General features: G+C 56.7%; 29 protein-coding genes and 1 tRNA gene. 27 read left to right on the forward strand and 3 right to left on the reverse strand.

Annotated features, from left to right (window positions below; genetic code table 11):
* The first annotated feature begins 131 nt into the window (after positions 1 to 131).
* From ACYASS_RS15745 to ACYASS_RS15760, 4 genes are all read left to right on the forward strand, one after another.
* Positions 132 to 872, forward strand: a complete 741-nt coding sequence (locus ACYASS_RS15745; protein WP_463586809.1) for an SDR family NAD(P)-dependent oxidoreductase — start codon at positions 132 to 134, stop codon at positions 870 to 872.
* A gap of 58 nt (positions 873 to 930) precedes the next feature.
* Entirely contained in the window at positions 931 to 2,361 is a 1,431-nt protein-coding gene (locus ACYASS_RS15750) for an MFS transporter (protein WP_463586810.1), read from the forward strand.
* 153 nt (positions 2,362 to 2,514) lie between these two features.
* Positions 2,515 to 3,000, forward strand: coding sequence for a nuclear transport factor 2 family protein (locus ACYASS_RS15755; RefSeq protein WP_463586811.1), 486 nt, complete (start codon positions 2,515 to 2,517; stop codon positions 2,998 to 3,000).
* 91 nt (positions 3,001 to 3,091) lie between these two features.
* Positions 3,092 to 3,820 carry an SDR family oxidoreductase gene (locus ACYASS_RS15760; RefSeq protein ID WP_463586812.1) on the forward strand — a complete coding sequence of 243 codons (729 nt, stop codon included), beginning with the start codon at positions 3,092 to 3,094 and terminating at the stop codon, positions 3,818 to 3,820.
* A gap of 160 nt (positions 3,821 to 3,980) precedes the next feature.
* Here the strand turns inward: ACYASS_RS15760 and ACYASS_RS15765 are convergent, their stop codons facing one another.
* Positions 3,981 to 4,457, reverse strand: a complete 477-nt coding sequence (locus ACYASS_RS15765) for a GNAT family N-acetyltransferase (RefSeq protein ID WP_463586813.1) — start codon at positions 4,455 to 4,457, stop codon at positions 3,981 to 3,983.
* A 326-nt stretch (positions 4,458 to 4,783) separates the two neighbouring features.
* Here ACYASS_RS15765 and ACYASS_RS15770 point away from each other — a divergent pair, with 326 nt between their 5' ends.
* Positions 4,784 to 5,140, forward strand: a complete 357-nt coding sequence (locus ACYASS_RS15770) for a hypothetical protein (RefSeq protein ID WP_463586814.1) — start codon at positions 4,784 to 4,786, stop codon at positions 5,138 to 5,140.
* Between the two features lie 350 nt (positions 5,141 to 5,490).
* Here ACYASS_RS15770 and ACYASS_RS15775 read toward each other — a convergent pair.
* Positions 5,491 to 5,575, reverse strand: a tRNA-Leu gene (locus ACYASS_RS15775).
* A gap of 108 nt (positions 5,576 to 5,683) precedes the next feature.
* Here ACYASS_RS15775 and queA point away from each other — a divergent pair.
* From queA to ACYASS_RS15805, 6 genes are all read left to right on the forward strand, one after another.
* Positions 5,684 to 6,748 carry a tRNA preQ1(34) S-adenosylmethionine ribosyltransferase-isomerase QueA gene (gene queA / locus ACYASS_RS15780; protein ID WP_463586815.1) on the forward strand — a complete coding sequence of 355 codons (1,065 nt, stop codon included), beginning with the start codon at positions 5,684 to 5,686 and terminating at the stop codon, positions 6,746 to 6,748.
* 14 nt (positions 6,749 to 6,762) lie between these two features.
* Positions 6,763 to 7,878, forward strand: a complete 1,116-nt coding sequence (tgt, locus tag ACYASS_RS15785; RefSeq protein ID WP_087264944.1) for a tRNA guanosine(34) transglycosylase Tgt — start codon at positions 6,763 to 6,765, stop codon at positions 7,876 to 7,878.
* 51 nt (positions 7,879 to 7,929) lie between these two features.
* Positions 7,930 to 8,265, forward strand: a complete 336-nt coding sequence (yajC, locus tag ACYASS_RS15790; RefSeq protein ID WP_032630903.1) for a preprotein translocase subunit YajC — start codon at positions 7,930 to 7,932, stop codon at positions 8,263 to 8,265.
* A gap of 63 nt (positions 8,266 to 8,328) precedes the next feature.
* Complete coding sequence (secD, locus tag ACYASS_RS15795) at positions 8,329 to 10,197, forward strand: protein translocase subunit SecD (protein WP_463586816.1); 1,869 nt, start codon at positions 8,329 to 8,331, stop codon at positions 10,195 to 10,197.
* 9 nt (positions 10,198 to 10,206) lie between these two features.
* Positions 10,207 to 11,118 carry a protein translocase subunit SecF gene (secF, locus tag ACYASS_RS15800; RefSeq protein WP_122665311.1) on the forward strand — a complete coding sequence of 304 codons (912 nt, stop codon included), beginning with the start codon at positions 10,207 to 10,209 and terminating at the stop codon, positions 11,116 to 11,118.
* Between the two features lie 166 nt (positions 11,119 to 11,284).
* Complete coding sequence (locus ACYASS_RS15805) at positions 11,285 to 11,827, forward strand: glycine zipper 2TM domain-containing protein (RefSeq protein WP_027899883.1); 543 nt, start codon at positions 11,285 to 11,287, stop codon at positions 11,825 to 11,827.
* Positions 11,828 to 11,945: 118 nt separating this feature from the next.
* On the opposite strand, the gene suhB is transcribed toward ACYASS_RS15805, so the two are convergent.
* Positions 11,946 to 12,761, reverse strand: a complete 816-nt coding sequence (gene suhB, locus ACYASS_RS15810; protein WP_122665310.1) for a type III secretion system regulator SuhB — start codon at positions 12,759 to 12,761, stop codon at positions 11,946 to 11,948.
* Between the two features lie 225 nt (positions 12,762 to 12,986).
* Here suhB and trmJ point away from each other — a divergent pair, with 225 nt between their 5' ends.
* The 16 genes from trmJ to hisS all read left to right on the forward strand — a co-directional run bounded on the left by trmJ (position 12,987) and on the right by hisS (position 26,183).
* Positions 12,987 to 13,760 (forward strand): tRNA (cytosine(32)/uridine(32)-2'-O)-methyltransferase TrmJ, encoded by a 774-nt coding sequence (trmJ, locus tag ACYASS_RS15815; protein WP_243246123.1) that lies wholly within the window; start codon positions 12,987 to 12,989, stop codon positions 13,758 to 13,760.
* On the forward strand, positions 13,760 to 14,536 hold the full coding sequence (gene cysE / locus ACYASS_RS15820) for a serine O-acetyltransferase (RefSeq protein ID WP_122665308.1): 777 nt from the start codon (positions 13,760 to 13,762) through the stop codon (positions 14,534 to 14,536). The genes trmJ and cysE overlap by 1 nt, the downstream gene beginning before the upstream one ends.
* A gap of 158 nt (positions 14,537 to 14,694) precedes the next feature.
* Positions 14,695 to 15,186 carry a Fe-S cluster assembly transcriptional regulator IscR gene (iscR, locus tag ACYASS_RS15825; protein ID WP_122665307.1) on the forward strand — a complete coding sequence of 164 codons (492 nt, stop codon included), beginning with the start codon at positions 14,695 to 14,697 and terminating at the stop codon, positions 15,184 to 15,186.
* Between the two features lie 44 nt (positions 15,187 to 15,230).
* Positions 15,231 to 16,445: an IscS subfamily cysteine desulfurase gene (locus ACYASS_RS15830; protein ID WP_122665306.1), complete on the forward strand. Its 1,215-nt coding sequence runs from the start codon at positions 15,231 to 15,233 to the stop codon at positions 16,443 to 16,445.
* Between the two features lie 83 nt (positions 16,446 to 16,528).
* The gene (gene iscU, locus ACYASS_RS15835; RefSeq protein WP_002552476.1) at positions 16,529 to 16,915 is read left to right on the forward strand and encodes a Fe-S cluster assembly scaffold IscU; all 387 of its coding nucleotides are present in this window, start codon (positions 16,529 to 16,531) and stop codon (positions 16,913 to 16,915) included.
* A 47-nt stretch (positions 16,916 to 16,962) separates the two neighbouring features.
* Positions 16,963 to 17,286 carry an iron-sulfur cluster assembly protein IscA gene (iscA, locus tag ACYASS_RS15840; RefSeq protein ID WP_087264568.1) on the forward strand — a complete coding sequence of 108 codons (324 nt, stop codon included), beginning with the start codon at positions 16,963 to 16,965 and terminating at the stop codon, positions 17,284 to 17,286.
* An 8-nt stretch (positions 17,287 to 17,294) separates the two neighbouring features.
* Positions 17,295 to 17,816, forward strand: a complete 522-nt coding sequence (gene hscB / locus ACYASS_RS15845) for a co-chaperone HscB (RefSeq protein ID WP_463586817.1) — start codon at positions 17,295 to 17,297, stop codon at positions 17,814 to 17,816.
* A gap of 45 nt (positions 17,817 to 17,861) precedes the next feature.
* On the forward strand, positions 17,862 to 19,724 hold the full coding sequence (gene hscA, locus ACYASS_RS15850; protein WP_463586818.1) for a Fe-S protein assembly chaperone HscA: 1,863 nt from the start codon (positions 17,862 to 17,864) through the stop codon (positions 19,722 to 19,724).
* A 3-nt stretch (positions 19,725 to 19,727) separates the two neighbouring features.
* Positions 19,728 to 20,069: an ISC system 2Fe-2S type ferredoxin gene (gene fdx, locus ACYASS_RS15855; RefSeq protein WP_122665302.1), complete on the forward strand. Its 342-nt coding sequence runs from the start codon at positions 19,728 to 19,730 to the stop codon at positions 20,067 to 20,069.
* Positions 20,070 to 20,083: 14 nt separating this feature from the next.
* Entirely contained in the window at positions 20,084 to 20,284 is a 201-nt protein-coding gene (iscX, locus tag ACYASS_RS15860; RefSeq protein WP_463586819.1) for a Fe-S cluster assembly protein IscX, read from the forward strand.
* Positions 20,285 to 20,379: 95 nt separating this feature from the next.
* Positions 20,380 to 20,805 (forward strand): nucleoside-diphosphate kinase, encoded by a 426-nt coding sequence (ndk, locus tag ACYASS_RS15865; RefSeq protein WP_002552482.1) that lies wholly within the window; start codon positions 20,380 to 20,382, stop codon positions 20,803 to 20,805.
* Between the two features lie 30 nt (positions 20,806 to 20,835).
* On the forward strand, positions 20,836 to 21,984 hold the full coding sequence (rlmN, locus tag ACYASS_RS15870; RefSeq protein ID WP_463586820.1) for a dual-specificity RNA methyltransferase RlmN: 1,149 nt from the start codon (positions 20,836 to 20,838) through the stop codon (positions 21,982 to 21,984).
* A gap of 26 nt (positions 21,985 to 22,010) precedes the next feature.
* Positions 22,011 to 22,769 (forward strand): type IV pilus biogenesis/stability protein PilW, encoded by a 759-nt coding sequence (pilW, locus tag ACYASS_RS15875; protein ID WP_243246116.1) that lies wholly within the window; start codon positions 22,011 to 22,013, stop codon positions 22,767 to 22,769.
* On the forward strand, positions 22,769 to 23,758 hold the full coding sequence (locus ACYASS_RS15880; RefSeq protein ID WP_463586821.1) for a RodZ domain-containing protein: 990 nt from the start codon (positions 22,769 to 22,771) through the stop codon (positions 23,756 to 23,758). Before pilW ends, ACYASS_RS15880 begins: the two co-directional genes overlap by 1 nt.
* Before the next feature lie 3 nt (positions 23,759 to 23,761).
* Entirely contained in the window at positions 23,762 to 24,871 is a 1,110-nt protein-coding gene (ispG, locus tag ACYASS_RS15885; RefSeq protein WP_122665298.1) for a flavodoxin-dependent (E)-4-hydroxy-3-methylbut-2-enyl-diphosphate synthase, read from the forward strand.
* 22 nt (positions 24,872 to 24,893) lie between these two features.
* A complete protein-coding gene (gene hisS, locus ACYASS_RS15890) occupies positions 24,894 to 26,183 on the forward strand; it encodes a histidine--tRNA ligase (protein WP_463586822.1) in 1,290 nt (429 codons plus the stop codon).
* The last annotated feature ends 14 nt before the right edge of the window (positions 26,184 to 26,197 follow it).

The raw sequence follows: 26,197 nt of genomic DNA on the forward strand, positions 1-26,197 counted from the left end.
GAGATCAAATACCTGCCACCGCACGCTTCGCGTATGTAGCAGTCACTAAATATCTTGCATCTCTCTGTGCGCCTATGTAGTGTTCACTATATATCTTGATCAATCTTCAGCGCAGACAGGGGTACATCGCCATGCAATTCCAGGACAAAGTCGCATTAGTCACCGGCGGGTCATCGGGTTTGGGGCTCGCCATCGCCAAGGAGCTAGCAGAGCAGGGGGCTCATGTGGTGATTACCGGGCGGCGCCAGCAGCAACTGGACGAATCGCTACCCAGCCTCGGCAGCCGCGCTAGCGCCGTGGTGGCGGATGTTTCAAGCAGCGCCGACCTCAGTAGGTTGTTCGGCGAGATCGAGTCACGTCACGGGCGGATCGACGTGCTCGTGGCTAACGCGGGAGTGGGGGAGCTTGCTCCGCTAGGCAGCATTACCGAGGCGCATTTTGATCGAGCGTTCAACACCAATGTGAAAGGCGTGACGTTCACCGTTCAGGGCGCAATGCCGCTCATGAGCAAGGGCAGCAGTATCGTCATCATTGGTTCCACCGCTTCAATCGATCCCGGCCCAGGCTTGAGCGTCTATGGCGCGACCAAGGCAGCGTTGCGAACGCTGGTGAGGGGCTGGGTTCTCGATATCAAAGGTCGCGGGGTACGGATCAATCTGCTGAGCCCCGGCCCCGTCGATACCGATTCGCTGCGCAATATGCTTGCCGAACACGCAGACGCCGTCATCAAGTCGCTCAGCGAAAAAAGCACCATCGGGCGCATAGGCCAGGCGCATGAAATCGGTAAGGCGGTAGCTTTTCTGGCCAGTGATGCCTCCAGCTATATCAATGGCGTTGAGCTGTTCGCTGATGGAGGGGCTTCCCAGGTCTGACGCCATAAGCTTCTTTCGAACACCTTTCGGTTGCCATCCATCCGTGCAGGAAAAGACCATGCCCCATTCGTCGCGAGCATTCGCTACAACTGCATCTCAAGGCTATAGCCGCCGAGGCCTGGCCCTGGCCATCATCCTTGGCGCGCAGCTTATGCTCCAAATGGACTTTTTGATCGTGATGGTGGCATTGCCTCAGATCCAGATCGACCTGGGCTTTTCAGCGGCAACGTTGTCGTGGGCGCCAAATGCCTTCGCATTGGCCCTTGGCGGCCTGCTATTGCTTGGCGGTCGGTTGGGGGACGCCTATGGACGGGTAAGGGCATTCAAGACCGGCATTGCATTGTTCGTGCTGGCGTCTTTACTGGGCGGGCTGGCTCAGAGCCCGCTTATATTAATCACTGCCCGAGTACTACAAGGCATTGGCGCCGCCGTCGCGGCGCCCAGTGTGCTGGCGTTGGTGACCAATATTGCGCGCAATGAGGCAGAACGTAATCGCGGGCTTGCTCTCTTCATCACAGTTTCGTCGGTCGGTGCCTCGGCGGGTCTGGTTCTGGGAGGTGCGCTGACGCAATACCTCTCCTGGCGGTGGTCGTTGCTGATCAATGTCCCAGTGGGTGTGTGGATCCTGATGATGGTGAGCAGGGTAGTGGCCGAGACAGACCGGCAGCCCTCTGGGTTTGATATCAGTGGAGCACTTGCAGCGACGGCAGGTTCAATCGCATTAGTCTTTGGCTTTATCAACGCTGCTGAGCATGGATGGACCCACCCGTTCACATTGCCGGCTTTCGCCGCTGCGGTTTTTCTGTTGGCCGCATTCTGGCTCATAGAGGGGAAGGCACGGGCCCCACTACTCAATCTCGACCTGCTGCGTAATCAGACCCGAGTAACCGCGTTGGCCGTGATGGCGATCATTGTAGGCATGCACTTCTCAATGTTGTTTTTGGTGGTGCAGTTCTTTCAGCGGGTATTAGGCTTTGGCCCTCTGGAAGCAGGTCTGGCCTATTTGCCGGTGACGGCTACGGTCTTCGTGGTGACGCATTTCATGCCTGGCTTGATGACGCATTTCATGCCTGGCTTGATGACGCGATTCGGCGCAGCCCGGATTCAATTTGTCGGATGCCTTCTCGTGTCTGCAAGCTTCGTCGGCTTCTCCTTCATGGGGATTGATGACCATTATATAGGGGCGATTTTGGGGCCAATGCTGATTCATAGCCTTGGTATCGCTTTTGTCTTTACTCCCGGCACGGTCCTGACTATGGACGGTGTTCCAGCCGAGCATTCCGGCGCCGTATCCGGGCTGTTGCAGATGGACCAGCAGATTGGCGGCGCATTGGGTATCGCCGCAGTGACGTCGGTATTCGCTGCGGCTGCGGTGCCCGGCAACTTCGCATCTGGACTGCCAACGGCCTTCAGTGTGGCAGCGGTTTTCTCCTTCGTCGCTGCCTGCACAACCCTGATTCTGATCCTCAAGCGAGGAGTATCGAAATGACCCGAGTGGTCATTGGATAGCGAACGAATCACCTGACAAAACTGCTTCTCGGTAGGCCTTTGGATGTTAACCAAGGCCCCTTGTCGCGTTCACGAAACCTCATATCCGATCCTGGATTTCATACCTACCGGGCTAGTGCCCAGGAGAGCAAACATGAGCAACAACCTGGATATCGTCATACGCCTCGCCGCCGAGAGTGCGATCCATCGACTTCACGCCACCTACATTCATCGCTTGGACAGCGGTGATTTTCCTGGCGTGGCAGACGTGCTTCAGCATGCCGTGATTCATGTACTTGGGAACGAAGCGTCCACGCTGGAGGGACTACTGGAGTTCTTTCAGGTCGGCCTTCAAGTCCATTCAGATGGAACCCCGCGCACTTGGCATTCCATCACCAACGTGCTGATCGACGTAGCTCCATCGGGCGATAGGGCGAGTTCTGAAAGCTATTACACCGTACACCAGCAACTTGATGGCTTCCCCTTACAGCCTATCTGCGCCGGCAAATACCTTGATCAGTTTGAATGTCATGACGGTGAGTGGCGGTTCAGTCGCCGTGAAGTGACATTGCGCTTTGCTGGCGACCTTCGGCACCACGTTCAAGGTGCACAAAGCGAAGCGGTGGCGCAGACAGTCTGAAAGCAAAATTCAGTCTCCATGTCAGGCTTGAGTCAGACAGTTCTGATGACTTGATCATGTGGCGAAACCTCCGAACCAACGGGAAAAAAACATGAATAACAAACGACAGGCGCTGGTCACTGGCGCCAATAAAGGCATTGGTCTGGCTATCGCCAGAGGCCTCGCGGAGGCTGGCTTTTTCGTCTGGATTGGCGCTCGGGACAGCGCGCGTGGCGAGCTTGCCGTTGCAGATTTACGTGGGCACGGACTCGATGTGGGATTGATTGAGCTGGACGTCGCAGACGAAGCCAGCGTGCATCGCGCCGCTGCTACCTTAACCTCTCAAATTACCTCGCTCGATGTTCTAATCAACAATGCTGGCATTGCCGTTGATATGACTAAGCCTCCTAGCGAAGTCCAGATGAAGGATATGAAAGCGGTTTTTGAGGTCAACCTCTTCGGTCCAGTGCGCGTTACCCAGGCCTTCCTTCCTTTGCTCAAGGCCGCCAACCAGGCACGGATCGTGATGATGAGCAGCGGGGTGGGTTCACTGACTTTAATAACTGATCCGACTTCGATCTACTCGACCGTCAACCTTCTCGACTACACCTCGTCCAAGGTGGCGCTGAACGCTGTTATGGTTTCTTTCGCAAAAGAGCTAGCGCCGCTGGGAATCAAGGTGAACGCAGTCGAACCCGGACATGTGCGTACTGATCTCAATGGGAATTCTGGTGTGTTAACGCCTGAAGAGGGCGCAGCAACGGCGATCAAAATGGCATTGCTTGGACCAGAAGGGCCAACGGGCGGCTTTTTTGGAAGTCATGGCCGCCAACCTTGGTGAGCGAGGACGGCTACAAGTAGGTAACGCCACCTCACTGAAAGCGTCTGACAGCGGCTGCTTCTGGCCGATTTCTGCCTGCCACGACCGGCTGACACCTACCCAAAGCAGCCACTCTTGACCGGCGCCAGTTGGCCGATAGAACGCTAAGGCTCAGTCGCAATCAGTCAGACGTAACGCACTGTCGAGTTGCATCACCCCAGGTTTTTTCGAAATACACGCGTTCGAAACCATGCTCGGTGCGTCGCCCCACTTGAACATACCCAAGCCTGGAATAAATCAAGAGGTTGTCGGTCATCTTCTCGTTGGTATAAAGATGCACCGCATTCATTCCCAGCTGTTGGCTGGCATCTTCGCAAAAGCTGATCAGTGATTTACCTACCCCACGTCCTGTCGCGCTGGGCAGCACGGCCACATTTTCAAGCAGCACATACCCTTGCTCGGCATAAAACACCACAAAGCCTTCGACGCGGGTGGTTTCATCCGTGGCCACGTAAACAATGCCCGCCGCGATTTGCGCCCCGTAGTCGGCAGTCATTGGAGCGGGTTTGCGCCCGATTGCAGGTATATAGCGGGCGTAGGCCTGTTCAGCACAGTGTCTGATCGCAGGCTCGTCTTTTGCTTCAGCTAAACGGATCAAGAATAGGCCTTCGATAAGGGGCGAGGCTTGCGGTTGATACTCTGGCAGATCGTAAATGCAGATGTCGAGTGACCGTTTATGGCTCAGACCGTGTCAAAACTCGTGTTGCCAATTCCACTCCAGTGATTTGCCTTACTAAGCCCAGGTCAGACATCGGTTGCTCACATTCAGTATGAAGTTCCGAAGATCAGCGAACACTCCGACGACTTGGGCTAGAGGCTATGACCTATTAGCTGGCTATTGTTATTTTGGGGTTGGTGACCGGACAACCAGTAGACTAAAAAAACACTCAAAGCCGATTTGCTCCGAAGGTCTGGGAATTGTTCATGGCATTCATTATTACCTGCGTTGTGTCCCTGGTTTTCTGGACTGTTGTTTCAGTAATCACAGGGGCTAAGGAGCCTTGGGACCTGGCGAGTTACTGGACCATCATCTATCCCGCCGCGTTAGCTTTGTCAGTGATCCTTGGAGCAGTTCTAAAAAGCTCACAGTGGTCCGCAGGCGGCGTTGTAATGCTCTCTCAGATCCCAGTGGTTTTGGCGATTTCCGGTACATCATCCCCGTTGCTAGGTGTCGGGATCATCTATGCGGCCTTCCTCTCAATTCCGGCGATAACGCTGTCATGGCTCGCTGGCAAATTGCGCTCAGGCAAGAAAGGGCGGTGGGCATCTACGAAGAAATGAAGCGGCAAGTTGGACAGTGCGACGTCACCACCCGCTCGCCCCTATACGATTTTAAGGTCATAACGGCTCAGGAGACTGCACACGGCCGAGAGGTCGATAACTCACAAGGCATGGGTGTGGGGCATCAGCAACGATTCCCGGGCGCCGGTGTTTATTGAGCTGACCACAGACGGCGGACTGAGTCGCCCCTGTTTTGTGTTGCTGTTGTCTTGGATGCGGAAGCAGTGGAGGGTGGAAGAGGGGGGGAGTCGCAGATAAGGGGAAGCACAAATCCCACCCACAAAAAAACCGGCGCAATGGCCGGTTTCTTTGTATTCAAGCTGCATTGAGCAGCAGCTTGAAGTGTGTCGTGGTGCCCCGAGGGAGAATCGAACTCCCACTTCTTTCGAAAACGGATTTTGAATCCGCCGCGTCTACCAATTCCGCCATCAGGGCTCAATGGCGGCGAAGTCTACAGACGGTATTACCGTTGGTCAATCACCTTTCATGGTCAATTTTGTCTCTTTCCGCTAAACTTCGCGGCCCTGCTAGACGAACTCCATCATGCGCGTTGCTGACTTTACCTTCGACCTCCCTGATTCCCTGATCGCTCGCCATCCTTTGGCTGAGCGCCGCAGCAGTCGTTTGTTGACCCTGGACGGGGTCACGGGCGCGCTGGCTCACGAACATTTTTCCGATTTGCTGGAGCATGTGCGCCCCGGTGATCTGATGGTGTTCAACAATACCCGCGTGATTCCGGCGCGGCTGTTCGGCCAGAAGGCGTCGGGCGGCAAGCTGGAGATTCTGGTGGAACGGGTGCTGGACACGCACAGCGTGCTGGCCCATGTGCGGTCGAGCAAATCGCCCAAGCCGGGGTCGATGATTGTTATTGATGGCGGCGGCGAGGCCGAGATGGTCGTGCGTCACGACACCTTGTTCGAGCTGCGTTTCAGCGAGCCGGTGTTGCCGCTGCTGGAGCGTGTCGGGCATATGCCGTTGCCTCCTTATATAGACAGACCGGATGACAGCGCCGACCGCGAGCGTTATCAGACGGTGTACGCCCAGCGTGCCGGTGCGGTTGCTGCGCCGACCGCGGGTTTGCATTTCGATCAGCCGCTGCTGGATGCCATGCAAGCCAAAGGCGTGGAGATGGCGTTTGTCACACTGCACGTGGGCGCGGGTACGTTCCAGCCGGTGCGGGTCGAGAAGCTTGAAGATCACCACATGCACAGCGAGTGGCTGGAAGTCGGCCAGGATGTTGTCGATGCCGTGGCCGCATGTCGTGCACGCGGCGGCCGGGTGATTGCGGTGGGTACGACCAGCGTGCGCTCGCTGGAAAGTGCCGCCCGTGACGGTGTGTTGAAGCCGTTCAGTGGTGACACCGACATCTTTATTTTTCCGGGGCGTCCCTTCCATGTGGTAGATGCCCTGGTGACCAACTTTCATTTGCCGGAATCCACGCTGCTGATGCTGGTTTCGGCATTCGCCGGTTATCCCGAAACCATGGCTGCCTACGCGGCGGCGGTGGAAAACGGCTACCGCTTCTTTAGTTACGGTGATGCGATGTTCATCACCCGCAATCCCGCGCCGACCGCTCCCAAGGCATCGGGCCCAGAGGATCACGCATGAGCCGCACCAGTCGTATGTCTTTCGAGTTGTTGGCCACTGACGGCAAGGCGCGTCGTGGTCGTTTGACCTTCCCGCGAGGCGTGGTTGAAACCCCGGCGTTCATGCCGGTGGGCACTTATGGCACGGTCAAGGGCATGCTGCCGCGTGACATCGAGGCCACCGGCGCGCAGATCATTCTGGGCAACACGTTCCACCTGTGGCTGCGTCCGGGTACCGAGGTCATCAAGGCTCACGGTGACCTGCACGATTTCATGAAGTGGAATGGTCCGATTCTGACTGACTCGGGCGGCTTTCAGGTGTTCAGCCTTGGCGCGATGCGCAAGATCAAGGAGGAGGGCGTGACCTTCGCTTCTCCGGTCGATGGCGCCAAGGTGTTCATGGGGCCGGAAGAGTCGATGCAGGTTCAGCGTGATCTGGGCTCCGACATCGTGATGATTTTCGATGAATGCACGCCTTACCCGGCTGACGAAGATGTCGCCCGTGTGTCCATGGAGTTGTCGCTGCGCTGGGCCAAACGCTCGAAAGTCGCCCATGGCGAAAGCACTGCCGCGCTGTTCGGCATTGTCCAGGGCGGCATGCATGAAAGTCTGCGCAAACGTTCGCTGGAAGGCCTTGATCAGATTGGCTTTGATGGCCTGGCCATCGGCGGTTTGTCGGTGGGCGAGCCCAAGCACGAGATGATCAAGGTGCTGGATTACCTGCCTGGCCTGATGCCTCCTGAAAAACCTCGTTACCTTATGGGGGTAGGCAAGCCTGAAGATCTGGTTGAGGGTGTGCGCCGCGGAATCGACATGTTCGATTGCGTGATGCCGACCCGCAATGCCCGCAACGGTCATTTGTTCATTGATACAGGTGTATTGAAGATCCGTAACGCGTTCCATCGTCACGATGATTCGCCTCTGGATCCGACCTGCGATTGCTACACCTGTCAGAACTTCTCGCGCGCTTATCTGCACCACCTGGACAAGTGCGGCGAAATGCTGGGAAGCATGCTTAATACGATCCACAATTTGCGGCATTACCAGCGCCTTATGGCTGGTTTGCGCGAGGCTATTCAACAAGGTACATTGGCCGCCTTTGTCGATGCCTTCTATGCCAAGCGCGGGATTCCAACGCCGCCGATGGACTGAGTCAAAACAAGTTTTTCTGCTTTTTACTTAATTATGCAACTGGAGTGCTAAATGAGCTTTTTCATCTCTCCCGCTTTCGCGGACGCTGCTGCACCTGCTGCTGGCCCTATGGGTGGCGGTTTTGAATGGATCTTCCTAGTCGGCTTCCTGGTCATCTTCTATCTGATGATCTGGCGTCCACAGGCCAAGCGCGCCAAAGAGCAGAAGAACCTGCTGGGCAACTTGCAGAAGGGCGACGAAGTGGTTACCACCGGCGGTATCGCTGGCAAGATCACTAAAGTGACTGATGACTTCGTTGTTATCGAAGTTTCCGACACTGTTGAGCTGAAAATGCAGAAGGGCGCTATTGCTGCCACGCTGCCAAAGGGCACCCTGAAAGCGATTTAAGATTCAGACTTTTACCAATCGACGGGGCGCGCAAGGCGCCCCGCGTTATAAGCGGGCGGCGTGATGCTGAACAAATACCCTCTGTGGAAATACGTACTGATCCTGGCGGTGCTGGTGATCGGTTTTATTTATTCCGCACCCAATCTCTACCCTGACGATCCAGCGATCCAGATCAGCGGCGCAAGCACTGCGCTGCAGGTGGGTCAGGCTGATCTGGAACGGGCGAGCAAAGCGCTTGTTGATTCCGGAATCGCGGTCAAGGCCTCTTCGCTGGCCGAGAATGGCAAAGGCGGTTTGTTGCGTCTGAGCAAGCAGGAAGACCAACTGCCAGCCAAGGATGTTGTGCGCAAGGCGTTGGGCGATGACTATGTCGTTGCACTAAACCTGGCCCCGACTACTCCGAACTGGTTGCGCAATGTGGGCGCAACTCCGATGAAGATGGGTCTGGACTTGTCCGGTGGTGTGCACTTCCTGTTGGAAGTTGACATGGACAAGGCCCTGGATGCGCGTCTTAAAGTTTATGAAGGCGAAGTCAAAAGCCTGTTGCGCAAGGAAAAGGTGCGTTATCGCAGCCTGCCGCAACTGGGTGGCGCAATTCAACTGGGTTTCAGCGATGACGCTGCCCGTGAAGAAGCCCGCGCTCTGGTTCGCAAGAATTTCACCGATTTCGAAATCACCCCGGCTGAGCTGAACGGCATTCCTGTGCTGCGTCTGGCAATGACCCCGGCGAAGATCAACGAGATCCGCGATTACTCCATCAAGCAAAACCTGACCACGGTCCGTAACCGTGTCAACGAGTTGGGTGTTGCCGAGCCTCTGGTTCAGCGTCAGGGTGCCAACCGTATCGTGGTTGAGCTGCCGGGCGTGCAGGATACCGCTGAAGCCAAGCGTATTCTGGGCAAGACTGCCAACCTTGAGTTCCGTCTGGGCGCAGGCCCTGATGATTCGAAAGCCACCACCGAAATGTTCGAGTTCCGCGAAGGCGGTCGTCCGGCAGCACCGGTGGAGCGTGGTCTGATCATCACGGGTGACCAGGTCACTGACGCCAAGGCCAGCTTTGACGAGCACGGTCGTCCACAGGTGAACATCACCTTGGACGGTCACGGTGGCGAGTTGATGAGCCGTGCGACCCGCAGCAACGTGGGGCGTAGCATGGCGGTGATCTTCATCGAGCAGAAGCCGACCACTACCTACACCAAGCAGACTGTCAACGGCGTCGAGAAAGACGTGCCGGTTCAGACCTTCAAGGAAGAAAAGAAGATCATCAGTCTGGCGACCATCCAGTCGCCACTGGGCGCTCAGTTCCGGATTACCGGCCTGAATGGTCAGGGTGAGTCTTCCGAGCTGGCGCTGTTGCTGCGTGCCGGTGGTCTGGCTGCGCCGATGTACTTCGCTGAAGAGCGCACAATCGGTCCGAGCCTGGGTGCAGACAACATCACCAAGGGTATCGACGCTTCCCTGTGGGGCATGCTGTTCGTTTCGCTGTTCATCATGGCGATCTATCGCTTCTTCGGCTTGATCGCGACAGTCGCTCTGGCGCTGAACATGGTCATGCTGCTGGCGTTGATGTCGTTGCTGAGTGCGACGCTGACCTTGCCGGGTATTGCCGGTATCGTCTTGACGATGGGTATGGCGGTTGACGCCAACGTGCTGATTTTCTCGCGGATACGTGAGGAAATCGCCAACGGCATGACCGTTCAGCGTGCGATCCATGAAGGTTTCGACCGCGCTTATACCGCGATCCTCGACGCCAACCTGACGACGCTGCTGGTCGGCGGCATTCTCTTCGCAATGGGCACCGGCCCGGTGAAGGGTTTTGCGGTGACCATGTCGCTCGGGATCTTTACCTCGATGTTCACGGCCATCATGGTGACCCGCGCAATGGTCAACCTGATCTATGGCGGGCGTGACTTCAAGAAGTTGTGGATTTAAGGGGCTGCCATGTTACGTACCATTAACTTCATGGGCGTGCGCAATGTTGCGTTCGCCGTCACGATGCTCCTTACCGTTCTGGCGTTGTTCAGCTGGTTCCACAAGGGGCTCAACTATGGTCTGGATTTCACCGGCGGTACGCTGATCGAGCTGACTTACGAGCGTCCTGCCGATCTGGGCAAGGTTCGTGAGGAACTGGTCAGCTCCGGTTACCACGATGCTGTGGTGCAAAACTTCGGCGCTACTACCGATCTGCTGGTGCGTATGCCCGGTGAAGATCCGCAGTTGGGTTCTCAGGTTGCCGATGCGCTGCGTAAAGCAGGTGGCGACAACCCGGCTACCGTGAAGCGTGTAGAGTTCGTAGGGCCGCAGGTTGGTGAAGAGCTGCGTGACCAGGGTGGCCTGGGCATGCTGCTGGCGCTGGGTGGTGTATTGATCTACCTGGCCTTCCGCTTTCAGTGGAAGTTCGCGGTGGGTGCGATCATCTCCCTGATCCACGACGTGGTTGTGACGATGGGTATCCTGTCGTTCTTCCAGATTACCTTCGACCTGACGGTGCTAGCGGCAGTGCTCGCCATCATCGGCTACTCGCTCAACGACACCATTGTGGTGTTTGACCGTGTGCGGGAAAACTTCCGTTTGCTGCGCAAGGCATCGTTGATCGAAAACATCAACATCTCCACGACTCAGACGCTGCTGCGTACCGTTGCAACATCGGTGTCGACCTTGCTGGCGATTGCGGCATTGTGGGTGTTTGGTGGTGACAACCTTGAAGGTTTCTCCATCGCGCTGTTCGTCGGTGTAGTGGCGGGTACTTACTCCTCCATCTATATCGCGAACGTGGTGCTGATCTGGCTGAACCTGACGACAGAGGATCTCATTCCTCCTGTAGTCGCCGAGAAGGCTGACGATCTTCCCTGATCGCTGCGCTTCCCGAGAGTGATACCAAAAGGGCATGAGTTTTGAACTCATGCCCTTTTTTGTGCTCCAAGGCTTGGGTTCGTGGATTGCCGACGCTTACGCTGAAACGGTGACGATCCCAAGTACTGCGTAGGAAAACTACGTTTGAGATGGTCAGGAGGTTCACGTGAACAAATCGTTGCTTGTTGGTGCTGTGCTGGGCGCTGCCGTTGTTACGGCTGGCGGTGCTGTTGCCACCTACAGCCTCGTTAAAAGCGGCCCGGAATATGCGGATGTACTGGCAGTCGAGCCGGTTAAACAGCAAATAAAAACGCCGCGTGAAGTTTGCAAAGATGTAACCGTAACCAAGCGTGCTCCGGTCAAGGATGAGCACCAGATTGTGGGCAGTGTGATCGGCGCTGTTGCGGGTGGCTTGCTGGGTAACCAGGTAGGCGGCGGCAACGGCAAGAAGATCGCCACCGTAGCAGGCGCTGTTGGCGGCGGTTATGCCGGCAACAAGGTTCAGGAAGGTATGCAGAACCGCGACACTTACACCACCACCGAAACTCGCTGCAACACGGTCAATGACATCAGCGACAAGGTCGTGGGTTATGACGTGAAGTACAAGCTGAATGACAAGGTGGGTCAGGTGCGTATGGATCGTGATCCGGGTGGCCAGATTCCGGTCAACAAGGAAGGTCAGCTGATTCTGGGTCAAAACCAGCAATAAGTTTTGAGTCTGTGTAGATGAGAAAAAGCACCTTCGGGTGCTTTTTCTATTTCTGTAGGTCTGAAAGTAGCAGGCACAAAAAAACCGGCGCCAGGCCGGTTTTTTTATGGGCTGAGACTTAGCGCTTCATCGTGGCCGGCAGGTGCGGCGCGATGGAGGTCAGAACAGCTTTGAAGCACTTGGTGTTACCGGCAACGATGTGGCCTTTCTCCAGGAAGTCGTGACCGCCTGTGAAGTCGCTGACCAGGCCGCCTGCTTCTTGAATCAGCAGTGCGCCTGCAGCCATGTCCCATTCGGACAGGCCTGATTCCCAGAACGCGTCGAAACGACCCGCTGCTACATAAGCCAGGTCCAGGCTGGCAGCGCCTGCGCGACGGATGCCTGCGGTCTGGCCTACCAGGCTGCGGAACATGCCCAGGTAGTTTTCCAGGTTGTCCATCTGGTTGTCGCGGAACGGGAAGCCGGTGCCGAGCAAGGCGCCATCAAGGCTGGTGCGCGGGCTGACGCGCATGCGGCGACCGTTAAGTTGCGCGCCGTTACCTGCGCTGGCGGTGAACTCTTCCTGGCGAACCGGATCCAGAACCACTGCGTGAGCCAGGCGGCCTTTATGTTTGCAGGCGATGCTGACTGCGAAGTGCGGGATGCCGCGGAGGAAGTTGGTGGTGCCGTCCAGTGGATCGATGATCCACAGGTAGTCGGCGCCTTCGCCGCTGCCTTCGTGCATGCCGGTTTCTTCGCCGAGAATGCCGTGAGTCGGATAGGCTTTGCGCAGGGCGGTGATGATCAGCTGCTCGGCGGCACGATCGATTTCGCTGACGTAATCCTTCGCACCTTTTTCATCGACCTTGATGGTATCCAGGCGCTCGATGGAGCGGAAGATCAATTCGCTGGCGCTGCGGGCGGCGCGCAGCGCGATATTCAGCATGGGCTGCATGGACGTTTCACCTAGGTCGTTAAAGAAAGCCGAACATTGTATTGGCTGTGTCGGAATTTTTCCAGCGCTGCGTGTGTTGATAATAGTGCGTACATGAACTGTGGGAGATTCTATCTTGGGCCGCTCCCACAAAGGCTCTCCATACGGTACCGCAACCGTTCATAGCGTTCACTACGGTGGTTCTGTAAGATTTCACCCCCTCCTACTTATCTGTGAGCACTCGCCTTGCTGCAAAACATTCGTGTTGTCCTGGTCGGTACCAGTCACCCCGGTAATATCGGTGGGGCTGCTCGTGCCATGAAAAACATGGGGCTTTCGCGCCTGGTGCTCGTTGATCCGCAGTTTTTCCCTCACCATGAAGCTGATGCTCGTGCTTCCGGCGCTGGCGATATTCTGGAAAAGGCCCAAGTGGTTGCGACCCTTGAAGATGCCTTGGTGGGGTGCAATCTGGTATTGGGTACCAGTGCTCGTGACCGCCGCATCCCGTGGCCGCTGCTTGATCCGCGTGAGTCCGGTGTGTTGGCTGCCGAGCAGGCGGGGCAGGGTGCAGAGGTTGCGTTGGTGTTCGGTCGCGAGTACGCAGGCCTGACCAACGAGGAATTGCAGCGATGCCATTATCACGTGCATATCCCATCTGATCCCGAGTTCAGTTCGCTGAATCTCGCTGCAGCGGTGCAAGTCCTCAGTTACGAGGTACGCATGTCGTGGCTGGCTGCGCAGGGGCAGCCCACCAAGGTAGAGAAAGTCGAAGTGACCTCGGTGCGCAGTGCTGATCTGGCAACCATGGATGAGATGGAAGGCTTCTATGGTCATCTTGAGTCAACGCTGGTGGCTATCGGCTTTCTCGATCCGGAAAAACCTCGCCATTTGATGGCTCGTCTGCGTCGTCTGTATGGGCGCAGCGAGGTGAACCGTTCCGAGATCAGTATTTTGCGCGGCATCCTTACTGAAACCCAGAAGGCTGCACGTGGCGAACCTTATAAGCGGAAGGAACAATGATGTTCGAGCGTCTGCGAGAAGATATTCAGAGTGTGTTTCATCGTGATCCTGCTGCACGGAACTCCTTCGAGGTGCTGACCTGCTACCCCGGCATGCATGCCATCTGGTTGCACCGGCTGGCACACATCCTGTGGCGCAATGGCTGGAAGTGGCCTGCGCGCGTGGTTTCCAACTTTGGTCGCTGGATGACCGGGATCGAAATCCATCCGGGCGCCAAAGTGGGTCGGCGCTTCTTCATCGATCACGGCATGGGCATTGTGATTGGCGAGACGGCTGAAATCGGCAATGACGTCACGCTTTATCAGGGTGTGACGCTCGGTGGTACCAGCTGGAATGCCGGCAAGCGCCATCCAACGCTTGAAGATGGTGTGGTGGTGGGAGCGGGTGCCAAGGTGCTTGGGCCGTTTACGGTGGGTGCCGGGGCGAAGATCGGCTCCAATGCGGTGGTGACCAAGGCTGTGCCTGCAGGGGCTACTGCGGTGGGTATTCCGGGGCGGATCATTATCAAGTCCAGTGATGACGTGGAAGCCAAGCGCAAGGCAATCGCCGAGAAGCTGGGTTTCGATGCCTATGGGGTTAGCGAAGACATGCCGGACCCGGTTGCCCGTGCGATCGGTCAATTGCTGGATCACCTGCAGGCTGTGGATGGTCGTCTGGAGGGGATGTGCGAAGCCCTTAAAGGCCTGGGCAGCGACTATTGCGCCAAAGAGCTGCCCGAGTTGCGCGATGAGGTCTTTGACTGCGTAAAGGACAAGAGCGAAAGCAAGGTCGGCTGATGCGCCTTGAATCCGGGGCGTGTCATGCGCCCTAGTGTTTGCTATGATGCGGCCGCTCTTTTGTGCTTAATCCCGACTGTTTTGCTAGGTCTTATAGTTGACTTAAATACTCGGGAATAGCATACTCGCCCCTATTCCGAACCTCTGCGGTACACGCCATGCGACTGACAACTAAAGGCCGATACGCGGTAACTGCCATGCTTGACCTGGCGTTACATGCGCAGAACGGGCCAGTGTCTCTGGCCGATATTTCCGAGCGCCAGGGTATTTCCCTGTCTTACCTTGAGCAGCTGTTTGCCAAGCTGCGCCGTGGCAATCTGGTTTCCAGTGTTCGTGGTCCAGGCGGCGGTTACCAGTTGTCCCGTGATATGCACGGCATCAAGGTTGCTCAGGTTGTCGATGCGGTCAACGAGTCTGTCGATGCAACGCGTTGCCAGGGGTTGGGTGATTGCCATGCCGGTGATACCTGCCTGACTCACCATTTGTGGTGTGACCTCAGTGAGCAGATTCACGAATTTCTAAGCGGTATCAGTCTGGCCGACCTTGTCACTCGCCGTGAGGTACAAGAAGTTGCCCAGCGCCAGGATCTGCGTCGCACCAGCGCCAAGACCCAGTACCTGGATAAGATTGAAACGTCCGCCGTTGAATGAGCGTAGATGAATCAGCGGTGCGCCTGCCTGATAGGAGAGATTCAATGAAGTTGCCGATTTACCTTGATTACTCCGCGACGACCCCGGTCGATCCGCGTGTCGCTCAGAAAATGATTGAGTGCCTGACCGCTGACGGAAACTTCGGTAACCCGGCATCGCGCTCCCACGTCTTCGGCTGGAAAGCTGAGGAGTCGGTCGAGAATGCTCGTCGTCAGGTCGCCGATCTGGTTAACGCTGATCCGCGTGAAATCGTCTGGACCTCGGGTGCTACCGAGTCCGACAACCTGGCAATCAAGGGTGTCGCGCACTTCTACGCCAGCAAAGGCAAGCACATCATCACCAACAAGATCGAGCACAAAGCGGTGCTCGACACCACGCGTCAGCTTGAGCGTGAAGGTTTTGAAGTTACCTACATCGAGCCAGGGGAAGATGGCCTGATTACTCCGGCACTGGTAGAAGCTGCACTGCGCGACGACACCATCCTGGTGTCGGTGATGCACGTGAACAACGAGATTGGCACCGTGAACGACATCGCCGCCATCGGTGAGCTGACCCGTTCCCGCGGCGTGTTGTTCCATGTCGATGCTGCGCAGTCCACCGGTAAGGTCGAGATCGATCTGGCCAACCTCAAGGTTGACCTAATGTCGTTCTCTGCACACAAGACCTATGGCCCTAAAGGTATCGGCGCGCTGTACGTCAGCCGCAAGCCGCGTGTTCGCATCGAAGCGGCCATGCACGGTGGCGGTCACGAGCGTGGTATGCGTTCCGGTACCCTCGCGACGCACCAGATCGTCGGCATGGGTGAAGCATTCCGTATCGCCAAGGAAGAAATGGCCGCAGAAAACGTGCGTGTCAAAGCCCTGAGCGATCGTTTCTACAAGCAGGTTGAGCATCTGGAAGAGCTGTACGTCAACGGCAGCCTGACTGCTCGTGTGCCACACAACCTGAACCTGAGCTTCAACTACGTCGAAGGCGAGTCGCTGATCATGGCGCTCAAGGATCTGGCTGTATCGTCAGGTTCTGCTTGCACCTCCGCGTCGCTTGAACCGTCTTATGTGCTGCGCGCCCTTGGTCGTAATGACGAACTGGCACACAGCTCGATACGTTTCACCTTCGGCCGTTTCAGCACCGAAGAAGAAATCGATTACGCCGCGCAGAAAGTTTGCGAAGCGGTCACCAAGCTGCGTGCACTTTCGCCGCTATGGGACATGTACAAAGACGGCGTCGACATTTCCAAGATCGAGTGGGCGGCGCACTAATTTAAAGCCGCCTTACCGACAGGCCATGTTTAACCTGTAGTTGCATGGCTTGCAGAGCGGCTCCCTGATAGAGGAATAGCATCATGGCTTACAGCGAAAAGGTCATTGACCACTACGAAAACCCGCGCAACGTCGGCAAGATGAACGCGGAAGACCCCGATGTTGGCACCGGCATGGTCGGCGCCCCCGCTTGCGGCGACGTCATGCGTCTGCAGATCAAGGTCAACGAGCAGGGTGTCATTGAAGACGCCAAGTTCAAGACTTATGGCTGCGGTTCGGCTATCGCTTCCAGCTCTCTGGCAACCGAGTGGATGAAAGGCAAGACTCTGGATGAAGCAGAGACCATCAAAAACACTCAGTTGGCCGAAGAACTGGCTTTGCCTCCGGTGAAAATTCACTGCTCGGTACTTGCTGAAGACGCCATCAAGGCGGCTGTTCGTGACTACAAGCAGAAGAAAGGCCTGCTGTAATAGCAGCGTTTTTTAAAGAAGCTGGTGTGAAGTAATAAGGAGTTCCGATGGCTATCAGCATGACAGAAGCTGCCGCAAATCACGTACGACGCTCCCTTGACGGGCGTGGCAAAGGTGATGGCGTTCGTCTAGGTGTTCGCACCACAGGCTGTTCAGGTCTCGCCTACGTGCTTGAGTTCGTCGATGAGGCGCAAAGCGAAGATTCCGTGTTCGAATTGCACGGCGTCAAGGTGATCATTGACCCGAAAAGCCTGGTCTACCTCGATGGCACCGAGCTCGATTTCGTCAAGGAAGGGTTGAACGAAGGCTTCAAGTTCAACAACCCCAACTCGCGCGGTGAATGTGGCTGCGGCGAAAGCTTCAACGTCTGAGGCTTATTGTGGGTACTCCTTGTCATTTCGCTCTTTTCGAGCTCAAGCCGAGCTTTCGCCTCGATCTCGATCAGTTGGCGAGCCGTTACCGCGAGCTTGCTCGCGGGGTTCATCCTGATCGCTTTGCGGACGCCTCCGAGCGCGAGCAGCGCTTGGCACTTGAACACTCCGCCAGCCTCAACGAAGCCTATCAGACGCTCAAGAGCGCTCCGAAGCGGGCACGCTATCTGTTGGCGATGCGCGGTGACGAGGTTCCGCTTGAAGTCACTGTCCACGATCCCGATTTTCTTCTGCAGCAGATGCAATGGCGCGAAGAGCTTGAGGATCTGCAGGACGAAGCGGATCTGGCCGGGGTAGCTGTTTTCAAGCAGCGCCTCAAGGTTGCTCAGGACGAACTGAACGAAAGCTTCGCTGCCTGTTGGGATGATGCTGCGCAGCGCGAGCAGGCCGAGCGCCTGATGCGACGTATGCAGTTCCTCGACAAGCTCTCTTACGAAGTGCGCCAGCTTGAAGAGCGCCTCGACGATTAACTCCGTGCTGCTTCTGGCAGCGCGCCTGTGAAATTCTGATAAAGCATGGCTCTACTGCAGATCGCCGAACCCGGTCAAAGTCCTCAACCTCACCAGCGCCGTCTGGCCGTGGGTATTGACCTGGGCACAACCAATTCGCTGGTCGCTGCGTTGCGCAGTGGCCTCTCCGAACCGCTGGCTGATGCAGAAGGGCAGGTCATTCTGCCCTCTGCTGTGCGCTACCATGCCGATCGCGTCGAGGTGGGGCTGGCTGCAAAAGCCGCCGCCTCGACAGATCCATTCAACACCGTACTGTCGGTCAAGCGCTTGATGGGTCGTGGTCTTTCCGACGTCAAGCAATTGGGCGAGCAGTTGCCTTACCGCTTTGTAGGCGGCGAGTCGCATATGCCGTTCATTGAGACTGTACAGGGGCCGAAAAGCCCGGTAGAAGTCTCCGCCGATATTCTCAAAGTTCTGCGTCAGCGTGCTGAGCAGGCATTGGGTGGTGATCTGGTTGGGGCGGTGATCACTGTTCCGGCGTATTTCGACGACGCTCAGCGTCAGGCCACCAAAGACGCCGCCAAATTAGCGGGTCTTAACGTATTGCGCCTGCTCAATGAGCCGACCGCTGCGGCCGTGGCTTATGGTCTGGATCAAAGCGCCCAGGGCGTTGTTGCGATTTATGACCTTGGCGGCGGTACGTTCGACATCTCTATTTTGCGTCTCACTGGCGGCGTGTTCGAGGTTCTGGCAACCGGCGGTGATACCGCGTTGGGTGGCGATGACTTCGATCACGCTATTGCCAGCTGGATCATTGGCGAAACAGGTTTGTCTGCCGACATCGACCCCGCTGCGCAGCGCAGCCTTTTGCGGGCGGCTTGTGCTGCGAAAGAGGCGCTGACCACTGACAGTTCGGTCGCCGTCGAATATGGCGACTGGAAAAGCACCCTGACGCGTGACGCCTTCGAGGCGATGATCGAGCCGATGGTGGCGCGCAGCCTCAAGTCTTGCCGCCGTGCCGTGCGTGATGCGGGCATCGAACTGGATGAAGTTGAAGCGGTGGTGATGGTTGGCGGTTCTACTCGTGTGCCGCGTGTGCGCGGTGCCGTAGCTGAATTGTTCGATCGCCAGCCGTTGACGGAGATCGATCCGGATCAAGTGGTCGCCATTGGTGCGGCGATCCAGGCAGATACGCTGGCTGGCAACAAGCGCGACGGCGAAGAGCTGCTGCTGCTTGATGTGATTCCGCTCTCGCTGGGGCTGGAAACCATGGGTGGCCTGATGGAGAAGGTCATTCCGCGTAACACGACCATCCCGGTGGCGCGCGCTCAGGATTTCACCACTTACAAAGATGGTCAGTCGGCCATGATGATTCACGTGCTGCAAGGTGAGCGTGAATTGATCAGTGACTGCCGCTCGCTGGCGCGCTTCGAACTGCGTGGTATTCCTTCCATGGTCGCTGGAGCAGCGAAAATTCGCGTTACTTTCCAGGTCGATGCCGATGGTCTGCTCAGTGTCGCGGCTCGTGAGCTGGGTTCGGGTGTTGAGTCGAGCATTCAGGTCAAGCCCTCCTATGGGCTGACTGATGGCGAAATTTCCCGGATGCTCAAGGACTCCTTCGAGTACGCCAGTGATGATAAGGTCGCCCGCGTTTTGCGCGAGCAGCAGGTTGATGCTCAGCGTCTTGTGGAGGCTGTAGAGGCAGCCCTTGAGGTTGATGGCGAGCGCTTGCTGGATGCGGAAGAGCGCATGGTGATCGACCTGCAGTTGCAGGAATTACGCGAATTGATGCAAGGCACCGATGGCCCGGCCATTGAGCAGCAGACCAAGCGTCTGTCGCAGGTGACTGATGCTTTTGCTGCCCGCCGCATGAACGTGACGGTAAAAGCCGCTCTGGCGGGGCGCAACCTGAATGACATTGAGGAATAACTGATGCCGCAGCTGATTTTTCTGCCCCATGCCGTGTTGTGCCCGGAAGGGCTGGTTCTGGAGGTTGAGCCTGGCACTTCCATCCTCGAAATTGCTCATGAGCATCACATCGAGATTGAAAGCGCCTGCGGCGGTGTCTGCGCCTGCACTACCTGTCATTGCGTCATTCGCGAGGGTTTTGGCTCTCTTAATGAAGCAGACGAGCTGGAAGAAGACATGCTGGACAAGGCCTGGGGGCTGGAAGCTCAGTCCCGCCTGTCCTGTCAGGCAGTCGTCGGAAATGAAGACCTGACCGTTGAAATTCCGAAGTATTCGCTTAACCATGCGGCTGAAGCGCCGCACTGATTCAAGGAAGTCTCATGAGCCTTAAATGGGTTGATGTGCAGGAAATAGCGATCCAGCTTGCCGAGTTACACCCGGATGTCGATCCGCTGTCGGTGAATTTCGTCAAGCTGCGCAATCTGGTTATGAATCTGCCCGAGTTCGATGATGTCCCGGACCGCGGCGGTGAAAAGGTCCTCGAAGCCATTCAGGGCTTGTGGATCGAAGAAGCAGACTAAGCTCTGTTACTTATGCAGTTAGGAAATCCCCCAGAACCCGCGTATAATTCGCGGGTTTAATTTTTCGCTTTAATCATCGTTTCTGGAGTTACACCATGGCTGTTCAACGTACTTTCTCCATCATCAAGCCTGACGCCGTTGCTAAGAACGTAATCGGCGAGATCACCACTCGTTTTGAAAAAGCCGGTCTGCGCGTCGTTGCTTCGAAGCTGAAGCAACTGTCCAAGGCTGAAGCTGAAGGTTTCTACGCTGAGCACAGCGCTCGTGGCTTCTTCGGCGACCTGGTTGCTTTCATGATCTCCGGTCCTGTTGTTGTTCAGGTTCTGGAAGGCGAAAACGCTATCGCTCTGAACCGTGAGCTGATGGGCGCTACCAACCCTAAAGAAGCTGCTGCTGGCACCATCCGTGCTGACTTCGCTGACTCCATCGACGCCAACGCTGTTCACGGCTCCGATTCCGAAGCAGCCGCTGCTCGCGAAATCTCGTACTTCTTCGCAGCTACAGAGGTAACCGCTCGCTAAGTCCTGGACTAACGAGTGAAGGGTGAATTCATGATTGCAACGACTGGCAAAACAAACCTGTTGGGTCTTACCCAGCCGGAAATGGAAAAATTCTTCGATTCAATCGGGGAGAAGCGCTTCCGTGCCGGTCAGGTCATGAAGTGGATTCACCACTTTGGCGTCGATGATTTCGACGCCATGACGAATGTCAGCAAGGCCCTGCGTGAAAAGCTCAAGGCCTGTGCTGAGGTTCGCGGTCCTGAAGTCGTCAGCGAGGACATCTCCAGCGATGGCACCCGTAAATGGGTGGTTCGTGTGGCGTCCGGCAGCTGCGTCGAAACCGTTTATATCCCTCAGGGCAAGCGTGGCACCTTGTGTGTTTCGTCCCAGGCGGGCTGTGCGCTGGATTGCAGTTTCTGCTCTACCGGCAAACAAGGCTTCAACAGCAACCTCACCGCCGCCGAAGTGATCGGTCAGGTGTGGATTGCCAACAAATCCTTTGGCAGCGTCCCGGCTACCGTCGACCGTGCCATCACCAATGTGGTGATGATGGGCATGGGTGAGCCGCTGCTGAATTTCGATAATGTCATTGCCGCCATGCATCTGATGATGGATGACCTGGGGTATGGTATTTCCAAGCGCCGGGTGACTCTATCCACCTCTGGCGTGGTACCGATGATCGACGTGCTGGCTGAGCACATTGATGTTTCGCTGGCGTTGTCGCTGCACGCGCCTAACGACGCGTTGCGTAACCAGTTGGTACCCATCAACAAGAAGTATCCGTTGAAAATGCTCCTCGAATCCTGCCGTCGCTACATGGCGACGCTGGGTGAAAAGCGCGTGTTGACCATTGAGTACACCCTGCTCAAGGACGTCAACGACAAGGTCGAGCACGCCGTTGAGATGATCGAGTTGCTCAAGGACACGCCTTGCAAGATCAATCTGATCCCGTTCAACCCGTTCCCGCACTCTGGTTACGAGCGTCCAAGCAACAATGCGATTCGTCGCTTCCAGGACCAACTGCATCAGGCTGGATACAACGTCACGGTGCGCACCACTCGGGGTGAAGATATCGATGCCGCGTGTGGTCAGTTGGTAGGGCAGGTCATGGACCGAACACGCCGCAGCGAGCGTTATATCGCCGTACGTGAATTGAGTAGCGAGGCGAGTGTGGCTCAAAGCGCCGCGACTCGAACCTGATCGCGAACCTGGCCGAGAGAATCTCAATGTCCGTGCGTGCCGCCTTGCTGCTCTGCTTTTTGACCGCGCTGGCTGGTTGCGTGACCACGGGTAATGTCGATCCGATGAGCACCAGCAAAGGTCGCGACGCTGCACGTCAGGCTTATGTACAGCTGGGTATTGGCTATCTGCAACAGGGGCAGACTGAGCGGGCCAAGGTGCCATTGAAAAAGGCGCTGGAGCTCGACAGTTCCGATGCGGACGCCAATGCCGCACTCGCTCTGGTCTTCCAGGTCGAGATGGAGCCCGAGCTGGCTGATCAGCATTTCCAGAAAGCGCTGTCCTCGCGCCGGGGCGACGCACGTATCCTCAACAATTACGGCAGTTTTCTTTACGAGCAGAAGCGCTACAAAGAGGCTTATGAGCGTTTTGAGCAAGCTGCCGCCGATAATCTTTATCCTGAGCGTTCGCGGGTATTCGAAAATCTGGGCATGACTGCCGTTATGCTGGGTAACCGCGAAGCTGCCGCTGCTCATTTCACCAAAGCCTTGCGCATGGATCGTCAATTGCCACGCGCATTGCTGGAAATGGCTGAGTTGTCTTACGAAGACAGGCATTATGTGCCCTCGCGTGATTATTACGACCGGTTTAGCCAACTGAGCGAGCAAAATGCACGTAGTCTATTGCTCGGTACGCGGTTGGCAAAAATCTACGAAGATCGCAACAAGGCAGCCAGTTTTGGCCTGCAACTCAAAAGACTCTATCCCGGTACGCCGGAATATCAGCAATACCTGTCGGAGCAATGATGAAAGCGGTGCATCCCGAAGTCGTAGCAGCCACTCGCGTCAATCCTGGCGATACCTTGCGTCAGGCTCGTGAGAGTAAAAACTGGTCGCTGCCAGACGTCGCCCTGAGGCTGAATCTCACCGTAACCTCGTTGAGTAACCTCGAGGCTGGCCACTTTGAAAAATTGCCGGGTCATACGTTCGCCCGCGGTTATGTGCGCGCATACGCCAAGGTGCTGGAGCTGGATCAGGCCGCATTGGTCACCCAGTTCGATCAGTACACCGGTACAGACAGCGCGGGCAGTTCGGTGCATGCCTTGGGTCGTATCGAAGAGCCGGTGCGCCTTTCCCACAATATTTTGCGAATCGTCAGCCTGCTGTTGCTGATTGTGCTGGTTGGTGGTGGTTTCTTCTGGTGGCAGGATCAGACGTCCTTGCGTGGCAAGGACGCAGGTCTGAGCCTTGAGCACGTTGAAGTTGAAAGCGCTGATGGCACCACCCAGATTCATCCGCTGGACGAGCCTGAAGATCAGGCCGTTGCTGAAGCGCAAACGTCCGACTCGGCGCCTCTGGCCCTGAATCCTTCTACGCCGCCAGCACAGGCACCTGCTCAGGCCCCGGTTCAGACGCCTGCAACCCCGTCGTCGACTACGCCTCCTGCAGCTTCGCCGACGCACAGCGCGCCTGCGACCGCTCCAGCGCCATCAGCTCCGGTTGCTGCTTCTGCACCGGCTGCTCCTGCAGTCGCCACTGAAGCTCCGGTTGCCGGTGCTGGCCAGTTGAGCATCACATTCATCGCTGATTGCTGGACTCAGGTCACTGACGCAGGTGGCAAGGTTCTGTACAGCGGTTTGAAGCGCAAGGGCGACACTCTGGACGTGAATGGCAAGCCACCTCTCAATGTGCGCCTGGGGGCGGCAGCTGGCGCTCAGGTCAGCTACAACGGCATGTCAGTCGATGTGGCTCCGTTCACCACTGGCGCAACTGCTCGCCTGAAGCTGGGACAATAAGTCATGCACGGTGAATCTCCGATCAAGCGTCGCGAATCCCGGAAAATCTGGGTGGGCTCGGTACCGGTAGGCGGCGATGCGCCTATCGCGGTGCAGAGCATGACTAACAGTGACACTAATGATGTCGCTGCGACGGTTGCGCAAATCAATCGTCTTGAAGCTGCTGGCGTGGACATCGTCCGGGTTTCGGTACCGGATATGGACGCAGCTGAGGCTTTCGGTCGTATCAAGCAGTTGGTGAAGGTCCCGCTGGTTGCAGACATTCACTTCGACTACCGGATTGCCTTGCGGGTCGCCGAACTGGGTGTCGATTGCCTGCGTATCAACCCGGGCAACATCGGTCGCGAAGACCGGGTGAAGGCTGTGGTCGATGCCGCTCGTGATCGTGGTATTCCGATTCGCATTGGCGTCAACGCTGGTTCGCTGGAAAAAGATCTGCAAAAGAAGTACGGCGAGCCAACGCCAGCGGCGCTTGTAGAATCTGCGCTGCGCCACGTCGAGCACCTCGAGCGTCTGAACTTCAAGGACTTCAAGGTCAGTGTCAAAGCTTCCGATGTGTTCATGGCCGTCGAAGCCTACCGCTTGCTGGCCAAGGAAATTGTCCAGCCATTGCACTTGGGTATCACCGAGGCGGGTGGTCTGCGTTCAGGCACGGTGAAATCGGCAGTTGGCCTAGGTATGCTGCTCGCCGAAGGAATTGGCGATACTATCCGCATCTCGCTGGCCGCTGATCCGGTCGAAGAGGTGAAAGTCGGCTACGACATCCTTAAATCGCTTCGCCTTCGTTCTCGTGGGATCAACTTCATCGCCTGCCCGAGTTGCTCGCGGCAGAACTTCGATGTGGTCAAGACCATGAACGAACTGGAAGGGCGGCTTGAGGATTTGCTGGTGCCGCTGGATGTTGCGGTCATCGGTTGCGTGGTCAACGGGCCTGGTGAAGCCAAAGAGGCGCATGTAGGTCTGACGGGCGGTACGCCGAATCTGATCTATATCGACGGCAAGCCGGCACAGAAGCTGACCAATGACAATCTGGTGGATGAGCTGGAACGCTTGATTCGCCAGAAAGCGGCCGAAAAGGTCGAAGCTGACGCAGCCCTTATCGCGCGCGGCTAAACAGAATTGCTAAGGATTTTTTGTGAGTAAGTCTCTGCAAGCCATTCGTGGCATGAACGATATCCTGCCCGATCAGACCCCGCTGTGGCGTCATTTCGAAGGCACGGTCTCGCGTCTGCTGGATAACTACGGTTACCGACAGATTCGCATGCCTATCGTGGAATTCACCGACCTGTTCAAGCGCTCCATCGGTGAAGTAACCGATATCGTCGAAAAAGAGATGTACACCTTCGCCGATCGCAACGGTGACTCTCTGACACTGCGCCCGGAAGGCACGGCAGCCTGCGTGCGTGCGGTGCTTGAACACGGTATCACCGGTGGCGGTCAGGTACAGAAACTGTGGTACATCGGTCCGATGTTCCGCCACGAGCGTCCACAGAAAGGCCGTTATCGTCAGTTTCACCAGATCGGTGTCGAAGTGTTCAACCTTGATGGTCCGGACATCGACGCAGAGCTGATCGTCCTGACCTGGCGTCTATGGGGCCTGTTGGGTATCCGCAACGCAGTCAAGCTCGAACTCAACAGCCTGGGCACCAGCGAGGCGCGAGCGCGTTACCGCGATGCGCTGGTCGAGTTCCTGTCAGCACGCCTCAGTGAACTGGATGAAGACAGCCAGCGCCGCCTGAAAACCAACCCTTTGCGCGTACTCGACACCAAGAACCCTGAAACCCAGGCCCTGCTGGTCGATGCGCCGAAACTGGCGGATTACCTGGACGACGAGTCTCGCACCCACTTCGAAGGCCTCAAGGCGCGTCTGGATGCTGCGGGTATTCCGTATGTGATCAATCCGAAGCTGGTTCGTGGTCTCGATTACTACAGCAAAACCGTTTTCGAGTGGGTAACCGATCAACTGGGAGCCCAAGGCACTGTATGCGCGGGCGGCCGTTATGACGGACTGGTCGAGCAGATGGGCGGCAAGCCTACCAGTGGCGTCGGTTTCGCCATGGGTATCGAGCGTCTGGTGCTGCTGCTTGAAACACTTGAGCAGGTCCCTGAAGAGATATCCCGTCAGGTTGACGTGTACCTGTGCGCCTTCGGCGAAGCGGCGGAGCTGGCAGCACTTGCGCTGACCGAGCGTGTGCGTGATGAACTGCCGAACCTGCGCTTGCAGGTAAACGCGGGAGCTGGCAGTTTCAAAAGTCAGTTCAAGAAAGCCGACAAGAGTGGTGCGCTGTTTGCGTTGATCCTTGGGGAAGAGGAACTGGCGCAGCAGATCATCGGCGTCAAACCCCTGCGTGGTCAGGGTGAACAACAAAATATTGCCTGGGATGCTCTGTCTGAGCACCTGGCCTCCTGCGTTGTGCAGGGTTGAAGCTGATTTACAGC

It is taken from the genome of Pseudomonas sp. HP_14, from assembly GCF_055283875.1.